The 13,135-nt window shown below is 72.3% G+C and carries 10 protein-coding genes; 4 read left to right on the forward strand and 6 right to left on the reverse strand.

Annotated features, from left to right (window positions below; translation table 11 throughout):
* Positions 1–33 precede the first annotated feature (33 nt).
* From ACIQPT_RS04975 to ACIQPT_RS04985, 3 genes are all read right to left on the reverse strand, one after another.
* On the reverse strand, positions 34–558 hold the full coding sequence (locus ACIQPT_RS04975; protein WP_401152795.1) for a GNAT family N-acetyltransferase: 525 nt from the start codon (positions 556–558) through the stop codon (positions 34–36).
* A 178-nt stretch (positions 559–736) separates the two neighbouring features.
* Complete coding sequence (locus tag ACIQPT_RS04980; protein WP_401152797.1) at positions 737–2,209, reverse strand: DUF2252 domain-containing protein; 1,473 nt, start codon at positions 2,207–2,209, stop codon at positions 737–739.
* 22 nt (positions 2,210–2,231) lie between these two features.
* Positions 2,232–3,197, reverse strand: a complete 966-nt coding sequence (locus ACIQPT_RS04985) for a DUF389 domain-containing protein (protein WP_401152798.1) — start codon at positions 3,195–3,197, stop codon at positions 2,232–2,234.
* A gap of 218 nt (positions 3,198–3,415) precedes the next feature.
* On the opposite strand from ACIQPT_RS04985, the gene ACIQPT_RS04990 reads away from it, so the two are divergent.
* Positions 3,416–5,251 (forward strand): glycoside hydrolase family 15 protein, encoded by a 1,836-nt coding sequence (locus ACIQPT_RS04990; RefSeq protein ID WP_401152800.1) that lies wholly within the window; start codon positions 3,416–3,418, stop codon positions 5,249–5,251.
* A gap of 43 nt (positions 5,252–5,294) precedes the next feature.
* Entirely contained in the window at positions 5,295–5,552 is a 258-nt protein-coding gene (locus ACIQPT_RS04995; RefSeq protein WP_401152801.1) for a DUF6011 domain-containing protein, read from the forward strand.
* 6 nt (positions 5,553–5,558) lie between these two features.
* Here the strand turns inward: ACIQPT_RS04995 and ACIQPT_RS05000 are convergent, their stop codons facing one another.
* Positions 5,559–6,434, reverse strand: coding sequence for an acyl-CoA thioesterase (locus ACIQPT_RS05000; protein WP_401152802.1), 876 nt, complete (start codon positions 6,432–6,434; stop codon positions 5,559–5,561).
* 34 nt (positions 6,435–6,468) lie between these two features.
* The gene (locus ACIQPT_RS05005; RefSeq protein WP_401152804.1) at positions 6,469–8,982 is read right to left on the reverse strand and encodes a DEAD/DEAH box helicase; all 2,514 of its coding nucleotides are present in this window, start codon (positions 8,980–8,982) and stop codon (positions 6,469–6,471) included.
* Between the two features lie 138 nt (positions 8,983–9,120).
* Here ACIQPT_RS05005 and ACIQPT_RS05010 point away from each other — a divergent pair, with 138 nt between their 5' ends.
* Positions 9,121–9,912 (forward strand): metal-dependent hydrolase, encoded by a 792-nt coding sequence (locus tag ACIQPT_RS05010; protein WP_401152806.1) that lies wholly within the window; start codon positions 9,121–9,123, stop codon positions 9,910–9,912.
* A 56-nt stretch (positions 9,913–9,968) separates the two neighbouring features.
* Positions 9,969–11,504: an ATP-dependent DNA ligase gene (locus tag ACIQPT_RS05015; RefSeq protein WP_401152808.1), complete on the forward strand. Its 1,536-nt coding sequence runs from the start codon at positions 9,969–9,971 to the stop codon at positions 11,502–11,504.
* 48 nt (positions 11,505–11,552) lie between these two features.
* On the opposite strand, the gene ACIQPT_RS05020 is transcribed toward ACIQPT_RS05015, so the two are convergent.
* Complete coding sequence (locus ACIQPT_RS05020) at positions 11,553–12,914, reverse strand: NAD(P)/FAD-dependent oxidoreductase (protein WP_401152809.1); 1,362 nt, start codon at positions 12,912–12,914, stop codon at positions 11,553–11,555.
* Positions 12,915–13,135: the final 221 nt, after the last annotated feature.

Genomic DNA, 13,135 nt, shown 5'->3' on the forward strand with positions numbered 1-13,135 from the left:
TTGCGTGGTGGTGCTCATTGTGCCGCCCGCCGCTCACGGAGCGGCGAGCTCCTTGTAGTAGAAGGTCGTCGGCTTGAGGCTGCCCGCGGGATCCGCCGCGTATCCCGGCACGCTCCCGACCTTCGTCCACCCCGCCCCGCAGTAGACCTGCTCCGCCAGGCTGCCGCTCTCGGTGTCCAGGATCAGCAGCGTGATGCCCTCGGTCGCCGCGTACGCCTCGACGGCGGCCAGCAGCGCCCCGCCGAGCCCCTGGCCGCGGGCGGAGGGACGGACCATCAGCTTGGCGACCTCCGCGCGGTGCCGGGCGTTCGGCAGCGGGGCGCGGACCAGGGCGATCGTCCCGGAGACCCGCCCGCCCTCCCGCGCGATCCAGATCCCGATGGTCCCCGCCTCCACGGCGGCGGCCCGCTCCCGCCACCAGATGGCGGCAGCCTCCCGGTCCAGCGGGGCCAGGAAGCCCACCGAGGACCCCTCGTCGACGGTCTCGACGAGGAGGCCGGCCAGGTCGTCGGCGTAGGTGACCAGCTCGGGGGCGGACACATGGACGATCTCGGTCATGCGCGGAGGTCCTTTCACGGGGCAGGAGTCGCTTTGCGGGGGCAGGAGCCGGGTTGACGGGGCGGGAGTCGGGAGGGCCGTGCGGGACCCGGGCGGAGGCGGTCTCCGGGGCGCGCGAGGTGTGCGTCACCACGTCATCACGTCACGACGCCGGCCGTCACCTCCACCGTGCCTTCCCCTACCCGGATGTGCCGCCCGACACCGCCCGCCCGGCCCGTCCCCCGTGCTCCGCCGAGCCGTCCGCCGGCAGCCGGCCCGAGGCCACCGCGTCCACCAAAGCCCGGTGATCGAGCTCGTTGCGGTCCGCGTACGACTCCGCGAACGTGGCGAGCGCCCGGTCGAAGACGTCCCCCCGCCCCAGATAGCCGGCGATGGCGATCCGGTCCCCGGACCTGGCGTGGGCGCGGGCCAGCGTGGCGCCGCACACCTCGCCGAACGCCCGCATCCCCTTCGGCACCATCGACTCCGGCTCGGCGACGCCCTTCCAGTCGCGCAACTGGCGTACGTAGAAGTCCCGGCGCCGGCCGTCGATGCCGTCGGCCCGCTCCCAGCCGAGGAAGATGTCGCTGGAGGCCTGCATCAGCCGCTGGCCCGCCACGACCCGCTCGCCCTGGTTCGCGTACCGGCTCGGACCGATGTGCTCGGCCAGCACCGAGGGACCGGCCTCCTTGGCCTGGAGGAACAGCGGGTCCCCGCCGTCCCGGCCGAGCAGCAGGATGATCCAGCACCGGGTGCCGACACTGCCCACACCGACGACCTTCCGGGCCACGTCCACCAGCGCGAAGTCCTCCAGCAGACGGCGCCGGTCGGACGGCAGGCTGTCGGCGTAGCCCGCCACCATGGCGCCGAACTCCCGGAAAGCCGCCTCCCGCTCCACCCCGGGCATCAGATCGGTGAGCGGGACGACCATCGGCGGGTCCGGGGCGATCCGGAGCCGCCCGTCGACCACCTCGGCGAGCTTCCCGAAGGCCTGCAGACTGTCCCGGGAACGGGCCCTGCCCAGGGCCCGGTCGACATTTCTGCGCCCCCGCCCGCTCAACTGCTCCGCGGCCACCGTACGCAGCCGCTCGGCGTCGGTCCTCGCGTACCACACCTCCAGATTGCGCATCCCGGCGAACCGGGCCATCGACTCCCGGTACGAACGGACCGAGGCCCGTACGATCCCGGCCCGCTCCCGGTGCGTGAAGCCGTTCGCCCGGCCCGCGATGACGAGGCTGGCCGCCAGCCGTTTGACGTCCCACTCCCAGGGCCCCGGCAGCGTCTCGTCGAAGTCGTTGATGTCGAAGAGCAGGTGCCGCTCGGGCGAGGCCAGCAGCCTGAAGTTCAGCAGATGGGCGTCGCCGCACAACTGCGCCCGGATCCCCGAGTCCGGGGTGCCGGCCAGGTCGCCGGCCATCAGGGCGGCCGCGCCCCGGTAGAAGCGGAACGGGGACTCCGTCATCCGGCCGTAGCGGATCGGGACCAGCTCGGGAACCCGCTCCGCGGACTGCGCTTCGAGGACGGTCAGCGGGTCGGGCCGCCCCGGCGACGGCGTGAACTCCGCATGGCTCGACCGGGGAGCGTTCCGGCGGGCGGCCTTGCCGAGCGCCGCCCGTTCGGCCGGTGTCGCGTGCGGTGCGGCGCGCGGCGGCGCCACGGCTTCCCGGTCCATGAGGTGCCCCTTCCGGAGTGCGTCAGGCCTCTTCGGCGAGCCGGCGGTCACGGTCGCGCCGGAGGCCGACCCGTTGCCAGATCGCCCGCTGGGCCTTGAGCGTGGCGGTGCCCACCACGACCAGCACCACGATGTTCACCACGAGCTGGATGGCCGAGCCCCGCACATCGGACCAGCTGGTGAACGCGGTGGAGACGGCGATGTCCGCGGCGGCCGGGATCGTCGTCACCGAGATGAACACCCCGAGCAGGGCGCTCGTCCTGGCCTCGGTGAGCGACACGATCCCGACGATCCCGGCCAGGGTGGCGACGGCGACCGAGAAGAAGTTCGGTGTGTTGATGAGGTTGGAGACGGGGCGCAATCCCCGGTCGAAGGCCTCCGACTGCAGCCCGAAACCGCGGATGAGCAGGGCGAAGAGGAACGTGACGACCATGGTGAGGAGAAAGCCGGTGCCCAGGGCGGCCAGCCCGCTGCGCACCATGGCCGGGTGGCGCCGGTCGATCCCCAGCGCCACGCTGACGATGGCGCCGTACTCCGGCCCGACGACCATCGCCGCCACGATCAGGATCTGCGAGTTGGTGACGATGCCGACCGAACCGATCATGCCGGCGACCACCAGGTAGAGGAAGAAGCTCGGCGGATACCGCCCCCCGGACCTGATGCGTGCCTCGACCTGCTCCCAGACCGGCGCCCGGCTCAGCCGGCCGAGCTCCCGCCGCCCCCCTTCGGTGGCCCTGCCGGAGAACGCCATGTCGACCGGCTCGATGACGAGGGACCCCCGCTGGTCGAGCTGGACGGCGCGCAGGCGGCGCAGCACGTCGTTCGCCGCCCCCGTCAGCACGTCGCACGCGATGGAGTCGCCGTCCGGATTGCGCGCGGCGTCGCGCTGGACGATGAGGTTGAGCACGCAGGGGTCGCCCGAGAGCCGGCCGACGACCTCGTCGGTCAGGTCCGGCGGGCTCACCGCGCGGATGTGGATCATGTCCATCCCGGTACCTCCGCGGCTTCCTGCTCGGTCGGACGGAGCTCCGCCCGGCCGGCGGGCCCGGGGCTCACTCCAGTAACGCGGCCCCGGCCCCGTTCGGCAAACCGGACGCCCGGCCCCGGACCCGGCGGCACGGAGGCGTGCCGCGCACCCCGGGCGGGAGTGCCGGATAGTGAGTGGGGGAGTGAGGGGACGGGGGCAGACGGGAGGAGGGAAGGCGCATGGACCCGTATCCGCCGATCGCCGACCACGGGCTCGTGGGCGACCTCCAGACGGCCGCGCTGATCTCCTCACAGGGCGTCGTCGACTGGTTCGCCGCCCCCCGATTCGACTCGCCCAGCGTCTTCGCCGCCCTCCTCGACCATGAGCGCGGCGGCTACTTCCGGCTGGCGCCCGAAGGCGGCACGCACACGTGCAAGCAGCTCTACTATCCCGACACGGCGGTCGTCGTCACCCGGTTCATGGCACCCGACGGCGTCGGAGAGGTCCTCGACTGGATGACCCCGATCCGCTCCGGCGGGCCGACCGACCGGCACACCCTCGTCCGCACCGTGCGCTCGGTACGGGGCACCGTGCGCTTCGGCCTGGAGTGCCGGCCCCGGTTCGACTACGGCCGCGCCGCCCACGACCTCGACCTGGGCCCGACGGGACACACGGCGGCCTTCCGCGCGCTGGCCGTCACGGCCCACCTCCGGACGGGCTTCCCCCTCACCCGCGACGGCCAGGACGCCGTCGGCGGCATCACCCTGCGCGCCGGGGAGTCGTCGGGGGCCGTCCTGACCCTCTGCGACCCCGACGGGCCCGAGCCGCCGCACCCCACCACCGCGGAGATCACCGACCAGCTCTGGGACGTCGTCGACTTCTGGCAGACGTGGGTGCGCGGATCCCGCTACCACGGCCGCTGGCTCGACATGGTCAACCGCTCCGCGATCACCCTGAAGCTGCTCACGTACGCACCCAGCGGCGCACCCGTCGCCGCCGCGACCCTGGGACTCCCCGAACAGGTCGGCGGGGAACGCAACTGGGACTACCGGTACACCTGGGTACGGGACGGCTCCCTGTCGGTGCGGGCCCTGCTGGACCTGGGCTTCGTCGACGAGGCGACCGCGTTCACCCACTGGCTCGGCGACCGGCTGCGGGACCGGGAGGACGCCGGCGGAGAGCCGCTCCGCATCATGTACCGGGTCGACGGACAGCCCCTGGAAGCGGAGCAGATCCTCGGGCACCTGGAGGGCTACCGGGGCTCCCACCCGGTCCGGCTCGGCAACGCCGCCGACGACCAGCTCCAGCTCGACATCTACGGCGAAGCCCTCTACGCGCTGTCCGAGGGCCGTGAGGTCGGCATCCAGGCGGGCTACCGGGGATGGAAGATCCTCTCCCGCACCCTGGACCGGCTCGCGGACTCCTGGGACCGCCCCGACGAAGGCATCTGGGAGACCCGCGGCGGGCGCAAGGACTTCACCTACAGCCGGGTGATGTGCTGGGCCGCCTTCGACCGGGGCCTCAAACTCGCCGCACAGTTCAGCCGCCCCGCCGACACCGCCCGCTGGACCGGGGCGCGGGACGCCGTACTGGAACAGGTGGTGGAGCGCGGCTGGAGCGACAACCTCCAGGCCTACGTACAGAGTTACGGGAGCGAGGTGCTCGACGCGTCCCTGCTGCTGATGCCGCGCGTGGGATTCCTCGCCCCGAGGGATCCCGGCTGGCTGTCCACCCTGGACGCCATGGACCGCACCCTGGTCTCGGACAGCCTGGTCTACCGCTACGATCCGGCGGCCTCACCGGACGGGCTGCGCGGCTCGGAGGGCACGTTCAGCCTCTGCACCTTCCTGTACGTCGATGCGCTCGCCCGGGCCGGACGGCTGCGACAGGCGCGCTACACCTTCGAGAAGATGCTCACCTACGCCAACCACGTGGGCCTGTTCGCCGAGGAGATCGGCCCCAGCGGCGAACAACTGGGCAACTTCCCCCAGGCGTTCACCCATCTCTCGCTCATCATGGCGGCCCGCACCCTGGACGAGGCGCTCGACCGGGAGCGGGAGCGGGGCCGGAGCTAAGGGCCTTTCGTCTGGATCAGGGCGGGTCTGGAAGGATCAGGGCGTGGAGATCGCCGATACCTTCCCGGAACCGCTGCTGCCCGGGGCCGACGGAGCCCCCGCCCGGGACGCGGCGGCCGACGGCGGGCAGCCGCAGGGCCGCCGCCTCGTCCGCTGCCGCCTCTGCGGCCGCCCCCTCACGGGCACCGACTCCCGCCGGGCCGGCCTCGGCCCGTCCTGCGACGCCAAGCTGCACCCCGCGCCGCCGGACATCCGCACGCGCCGCCACGAGGTCGACCAGGACCCGCTGCCCGGCACGTAAAGCGCTCTAGTCGCTCGTCAGCCGCCGGAACAGCCCCTCCTGCACCACCGACACCAGCAGGTGCCCCGACCGGTCGTAGATCCGGCCCCGCGCCAGGCCCCGGCCGCCCGTGGCGATCGGCGACTCCTGGTCGTACAGGAACCACTCGTCCGCCCGGAACGGCCGGTGGAACCACATGGCGTGGTCCAAGGACGCCATGTCGAAGCCGCGCGGGCCCCACAGCGGTTCCACCGGGATACGCACCGCGTCCAGCAGCGTCATGTCGCTCGCGTACGTCAGCGCGCAGGTGTGCACCAGCGGGTCGTCGCCCAGCGGGCCCACCGCCCGCATCCACACCGCGCTGCGCGGATCGGCGTCCTTGATCTCGTCGTGCGTCCAGCGCAGCCGGTCGACGTAACGGATGTCGAAGGGCTGCCGCCGGGCCATCCGCTCCAGCGCCTCCGGCAGCGCGCCCAGGTGCTCGCGCACCTCCTCGGCGACCGTCGGCAGCTCCTCCGGGTCCGGGACGATCCGGGCCGGCGGCAGCTGGTGCTCGAAGCCCGCCTCCTCGGGGCGGTGGAAGGACGCCGTCAGGTTGAAGATCGTCCGGCCCTCCTGGACGGCCGTCACCCGGCGGGTGGTGAAGGACCGGCCGTCCCGCACCCGCTCCACCTGATAGACGATCGGCACCCCGGGGCGCCCCGGGCGCAGGAAGTAGGCGTGCAGCGAGTGCACCGGCCGCTCCCCGTCGGTCGTCCGGCCCGCCGCCACCAGCGCCTGCCCCGCGACCTGCCCGCCGAAGACCCGTTGCAGGGACTCCTCCGGGCTGCGGCCGCGGAAGATGTTGACCTCGATCCGCTCCAGGTCGAGCAGGTCGACCAGGCGCTCGGCCGGATTCGTCATGCCGTACCTCTCCACTTCCCCGTCGGCGGCCGGTTCACAGCTGACCGACCTCGGTGACCCGGACGATCGCCCGGCCCTCCTCGTCGGACGCCGCGAGGTCCACCTCGGCCTTGATGCCCCAGTCGTGATCGCCCGCCGGGTCGGCGAACGCCTGCCAGACCCGCCACAGCCCGTGCTCCGGGTCCTCCTCGATCTTCAGCAGCTTCGGACCGCGCGCGTCCGGGCCGGTGCCGATCTCCTCGTGCGCGTCCCAGTACGCGTCCATCGCCTCGCCCCACGCGTCCTCGTCCCACCCGGATTCGCCGTCCAGCGCGCCCAGGTCCCGGACGCGGTCCAGCGCGGCCAGCTCCACCCGGCGGAACATCGCGTTGCGCACCAGCACCCGGAAGGCACGCGTGTTCGCCGTGACCGGCTTGACCTCGTCCGCCTTCTCCTGGGCCTGCTCGGCGGTCTCCACCTCGGGGTTGGCCAACTGCTCCCACTCGTCCAGCAGACTGGAGTCCACCTGACGCACCATCTCGCCGAGCCAGGAGATCAGGTCCTGGAGATCCTCCGACTTCACGTCGTCCGGGATCGTGTGCTCCAGCGCCTTGTACGCGCTCGCCAGATACCGCAGCACGATGCCCTCGGTCCGGGCCAGCTCGTAGTGCGAGGTGAACTCCGTGAACGTCATGGCCCGTTCGAACATGTCCCGGATCACCGACTTCGGCGACACCGGGTGGTCGTTCACCCACGGGTGGCTCGTGCGGTACACGTCGTACGCGTGCCACAGCAGCTCGCTCAGCGGCTTCGGGTACGTGACGTCCTGGAGCCGCTCCATCCGCTCCTCGTACTCGACCCCGTCCGCCTTCATCTGGCCCACGGCCTCGCCGCGCGCCTTGTTCTGCTGGGCGGCCAGGATCTGCCGGGGATCGTCCAGCGTCGACTCGACGACCGAGACCATGTCCAGCGCGTACGACGGGGATTCGGCGTCCAGCAGGTCGAACGCGGCCAGCGCGAACGTCGAAAGAGGCTGGTTCAGCGCGAAGTCCTGCTGGAGGTCGACCGTCAGCCGCACGATCCGGCCCTCGGCGTCCGGCGTCTCCAACCGCTCCACCACCCCGCCGTCCAGCAGCGAGCGGTAGATGGCGATGGCCCGCCGGATGTGCCGCAGCTGCGCCCGGCGCGGCTCGTGGTTGTCCTCCAGCAGATGCCGCATCGCCTCGAAGGCGTTGCCCGGGCGGGCGATGACCGCCAGCAGCATCGTGTGCGTGACCCGGAAACGGGAGTTCAGCGGCTCGGGCTCGGAGGTGATCAGCTTGTCGAAGGTGGTCTCCGACCAGGCGACGAAGCCCTCCGGGGCCTTCTTGCGGACGACCTTGCGCTTCTTCTTCGGGTCGTCGCCCGCCTTCTTGACGGCCTTCTCGTTCTCGATGACGTGCTCGGGGGCCTGCGCCACGACGAAGCCGGCCGTGTCGAACCCGGCCCGCCCGGCCCGGCCCGCGATCTGGTGGAACTCCCGCGCGCGCAGGGTCCGCACCCGGGTCCCGTCGTACTTGGTGAGCGCCGTGAACAGCACCGTACGGATGGGTACGTTGACGCCGACGCCGAGCGTGTCCGTACCGCAGATCACCTTCAGCAGACCCGCCTGGGCCAGCTTCTCCACCAGACGGCGGTACTTGGGCAGCATGCCCGCGTGGTGCACGCCGATGCCGTGGCGTACGTAACGGGAGAGGTTCTGGCCGAACTTGGTGGTGAAGCGGAAGCCGCCGATCATATCGGCGATCTTCTCCTTCTCCTCCTTCGTGCACATGTTGATGCTCATCAGCGACTGCGCCCGCTCGACGGCCGCGGCCTGGGTGAAGTGCACGATGTAGACCGGCGACTGCCGGGTGTCCAGCAGCTCGGTCAGCGTCTCGGTGATCGGCGTGAAGCGGTACTCGTAGCTCAGCGGCACCGGACGGGTCGCGGAGCGCACCACGGAGGTGGGGCGGCCGGTACGCCGGGTCAGGTCCTTCTCGAACATCGCGACGTCGCCGAGCGTCGCCGACATCAGCACGAACTGGGCCTGCGGCAGCTCCAGCAGCGGGATCTGCCAGGCCCAGCCGCGGTCCGGCTCGGCGTAGAAGTGGAACTCGTCCATCACGACCTGGCCGATGTCGGCGTACTTGCCGTCGCGCAGCGCGATGGAGGCCAGCACCTCGGCCGTACAGCAGATCACCGGGGCGTCCGCGTTGACCGAGGCGTCGCCGGTGAGCATGCCGACGTTCTCGGTCCCGAAGAGCTTGCACAGGTCGAAGAACTTCTCCGACACCAGCGCCTTGATCGGCGCCGTGTAGAAGGTGACCTTGTCCTGTGCCAGCGCCGTGAAGTGCGCGGCCGCCGCCACCAGGCTCTTCCCGGAGCCGGTCGGAGTGGAAAGGATCACGTTCGCCCCGGAGACCACCTCGATCAGCGCCTCCTCCTGAGCCGGATAAAGGGTGATGCCCTGGGTCTCGGTCCATGACGAGAAGGCCTCGAAGAGGGCGTCCGGGTCGGGGGTCTTAGGCAGCTGGTCGATGAGGGTCACACCCCCCATCTTGCCTGTCTTCCGCCCGGATGAGGGAACCGGCGGACGGCACGAAGATCACGGACGATACGCTGCGGTCTCAATCTGCCCGCGCCGCACCGGTGATGGGCGTACGAAGCACTGGGGCGGGAAAAGACCATGATGGGACCGGCACACTCTCTGTCAGGGGCAGCGGCCTGGCTGGGGGTGGGTGCGGCGGCCGCCGCCGCGGGCCACACGATGCCCTGGCCCGTCCTCGTCGTCGGGGCGCTGATCTGCGCGGGAGCCGCGCTCGCCCCCGACCTCGACCACAAGTCCGCGACCATCTCGCGCGCCTTCGGCCCCGTCTCCAAAACCCTCTGCGAGATCGTCGACAAGCTCTCCTTCGCCGTCTACAAGGCGACCAGGAGCGCCGGCGACCCCCGCCGCACCGGTGGCCACCGGACGCTGACCCACACCTGGCTCTGGGCCGTCCTCATCGGCGGCGGCGCCTCCGCCGCGGCGATCTTCGGCGGCCGCTGGGCCGTCCTCGCGATCCTCTTCGTCCATCTGGTGCTCGCGGTCGAGGGCCTGCTGTGGCGGGCCGCCCGGGTCTCCAGCGACATCCTCGTCTGGCTGCTCGGCGCCACCAGCGCCTGGATTCTCGCCGGCGTCCTGGACCAGCCGGGCAACGGCGCCGGCTGGCTCTTCGACGCCCCCGGCCAGGAATACCTGTGGCTCGGCCTGCCCATCGTGCTCGGCGCGCTGGTCCACGACATCGGCGACGCGCTCACGGTCTCGGGTTGCCCGATCCTGTGGCCCATCCCGATCGGCCGCAAGCGCTGGTATCCGCTCGGCCCGCCGAAGGCCATGCGCTTCCGGGCCGGCAGCTGGGTGGAGATGAAGGTGCTCATGCCCGCCTTCATGGTGCTCGGGGGAGTGGGCGGGGCCGCCGCCCTCAACTACATATGACGCCCTGCCGGGGCCATCGGCGGGCGGCGCGCTCCACCCCGTAGCACCATGGCAGCATGCTGCTCGCCGAGCTCGCCCAGGTGTCGCTGGAGGTCGCCGCCACCTCCGCCCGGTCCCGGAAGGTGGCGCTGCTCGCCGGACTCTTCCGGGACACCGGACCCGAGAACGTCCCCGTCGTCATCCCCTACCTCGCCGGACGGCTGCCCCAGGGCCGGATCGGGGTGGGATGGCGGTCCCTCGGCGACCCGGTGGAACCCGCGTCGGAGCCCACCCTCACCGTCACCGGCGTCGACGCCGAGCTGACCGCCCTCGCCGCCATCTCCGGCCCCGGCTCCCAGGCCCGGCGCAAGGAGCACCTGCGCGCCCTGTTCGCCGCCGCGACCGCCGACGAACAGCGCTTCCTGCGGGCCCTGCTCACCGGCGAGGTACGCCAGGGGGCCCTGGACGCCGTCGCCGCCGACGCCCTGGCCCACGCCGCCGAAGCACCGCCCGCCGACGTCCGGCGGGCCGTGATGCTCGCCGGATCGCTCCAGGAGGTCGCCGGGGCCCTCCTCGCGGAAGGCCCCGGAGCCCTCGCCGCCTTCCGCCTCACCGTCGGGCGGCCCGTCCAGCCGATGCTCGCGCACACCGCCGCCTCGGTCGGCGAAGCCCTCGACAAGCTGGGCCCGTGCGCCGTCGAGGAGAAGCTCGACGGGATCCGGGTGCAGGTCCACCGCGACGGCGACCGGATCCGCGCCTACACCCGGACCCTCGACGACATCACCGACCGGCTGCCCGAGCTCACCGCCGCCGTCGCCGCCCTCCCGGCGGGCCGCTTCGTCCTCGACGGCGAGGTGATCGCCCTGGGCGAGGACGGCAGACCCCGGCCCTTCCAGGAGACCGCCTCCCGGGTGGGCTCACGGCGGGACGTGGCCGGCGCGGCGGCCCACGTGCCCGTCGTCCCGGTCTTCTTCGACGCGCTCCTCGTCGACGACGAGGACCTCCTCGACCTGCCCTGCACCGACCGCCACGCGGCCCTCGCCCGGCTCCTCCCGGAGCACCTGCGGGTCCGCCGTACGCTCGTCGCCGACCCGGAGGATCCCCGGGCCCGCGCGGCCGCCGACGCGTTCCTCGCCGACGCCCTGGAGCGCGGCCACGAGGGCGTCGTCGTCAAGGACCTGGCCGCCGCCTACAGCGCGGGCCGCCGGGGCGCGTCCTGGCTGAAGGTGAAGCCGGTGCACACCCTGGACCTGGTGGTGCTGGCCGTCGAGCGGGGCAGCGGCCGGCGCACCGGCAAACTCTCCAACCTGCACCTGGGCGCACGGCGGCCCGACGGTACGTTCGCGATGCTCGGCAAGACCTTCAAGGGGCTCACGGACGCCCTGCTGGAGTGGCAGACCGAGCGGCTGGGGGAGCTGGCGACCGACGACGACGGCCATGTCGTCACCGTACGCCCGGAACTGGTCGTCGAGATCGCCTACGACGGACTCCAGCGCTCCACCCGCTACCCGGCGGGCGTCACCCTCCGGTTCGCCCGCGTCCTGCGCTACCGGGAGGACAAGACCGCGCAGGAGGCGGACACCGTGGAGACGGTCCTGTCCCGACAGCGGTGAGCGCGCCCCCGTCCTTCGGAGGGCGCGCTCACCGCGGTGTTCGGCCGCTCAGTGCTTGATGACCGTCGCCGCCGTGTGCTCCTTGATCTGCTCGGGCGTCAGATAGGCGTCGGTGTACTCGAAGTCCCGCAGCGTCGCCGGTTTGCGGGACTGGAACCCGGTCCGTACGAAGTCGTCACCGGCGACCGCGTTCAGCATCCAGTTCGTCATGACGCGGGTCTTGGCGACGTTCGTCCGCAGCGCCGACCAGTGGTAGCCGCGCGCCACCGCCTGCGCGGGCAGCCCGCGCAGCTCGATGCCCAGCGGCTTGGACACGGCGTCCTTGCCGCCGAGGTCCACGACGAGCCCCAGGTCCTTGTGCACATAGTCCTTGAGCGGCTGGTGCCGCAGCGAGGCGATCAGGTTGTCGGCAAGGACCCGGCCCTGGCGCATCGCGTGCTGCGCGGTGGGCGGGCAGACCGCCCCGTCGCCCTTCGCCAGGTCGGGCACCGCGGCCGCGTCCCCGAGCGAGAACACCCCGTCCGCGCCCGGCAGCCGCAGCTGCGGGGTCACGGCGAGCCTGCCGCGTACCGTCTCCGCGCCGAGGGTGGCGATCAGCGGGCTGGCGGCCACTCCGGCGGTCCAGATCAGCGTCCGGCAGGGCAGCACCCGGCCGTCGGTGAACGTGACCTCCTCCGCCCCGGCCTTGGCGATGGAGACCCCGAGCGACACCTCGATGTTCCGCTTGCGGAGCACCTCCAGGGCGGCCTGCCCCAGCTTGTCGCCCAGCTCCGGCATCAGCTTGGGCGCGATGTCGATCAGATGCCACTTGATCAGCCTCGGGTCCAGCCGCGGATAGTGCCGGACCGCGTTGGTGGTGAGGCGCTGGAGACACGCGGCCGTCTCGGTGCCCGCGTAGCCGCCGCCGACCACCACGAACTGGAGCCGGGAGGCCCGCTCCGCCTCGTCGTGACTGGCGTCCGCCAGATCCAGCTGGGCGATGACGTGGTCGCGGACGTAGGCGGCCTCGGCCAGCGTCTTCATCCCGCGGGCATGGTCCAGCAGCCCGGGGATGTCGAAGGTCCGGGTGACGCTGCCCGCCGCCAGCACGATGTAGTCGTACGGCTCGTTGACGATCTCGTCCGTGATCTTCCGGATCACACAGACCTTCGCCTGCGTGTCCACGCCGATCGCCCCGCCCGGCACGATCCTGGTCCGGTGGCGGCGGCTGCGGCGCAGCGACACCGCGACGGACTGAGGGGTGAGCACCCCGGAGGCCACCTGGGGGAGCAGCGGCAGATACAGCTGGTAGGAGAACGGTGTGACGAGCGTGATCCGGGCCTCTCCCGGAGCGAGCCTGCGCTCCAGGCGGCGTACGCACTCGACGCCTGCGAAGCCTGCGCCGACGACGAGAATCCTGGGTGGTGCCACGGTCTGCGTCCCTTCTCGGGCTTGCGTGGTTCTGCGCTCGCCTGCCCCGTCTACCGGGTGATTCACCCCTCATCCTTAACCGGACGCCCCGGCATCCGCCTCCTGGCAGGGGTGAACGGGGCCCCGCGCACAGCGGCGCGAGCCGCCGCGCCGGGCTCCCCGCACGGCGCGGAACGGCCGCCCGGGGCGCGGCGCCCGCCGGTCCACGCCCCCTACCACCC

The sequence above is a fragment of the Streptomyces sp. NPDC091289 genome (genome assembly GCF_044757365.1).
Taxonomy (GTDB): Bacteria; Actinomycetota; Actinomycetes; order Streptomycetales; family Streptomycetaceae; genus Streptomyces.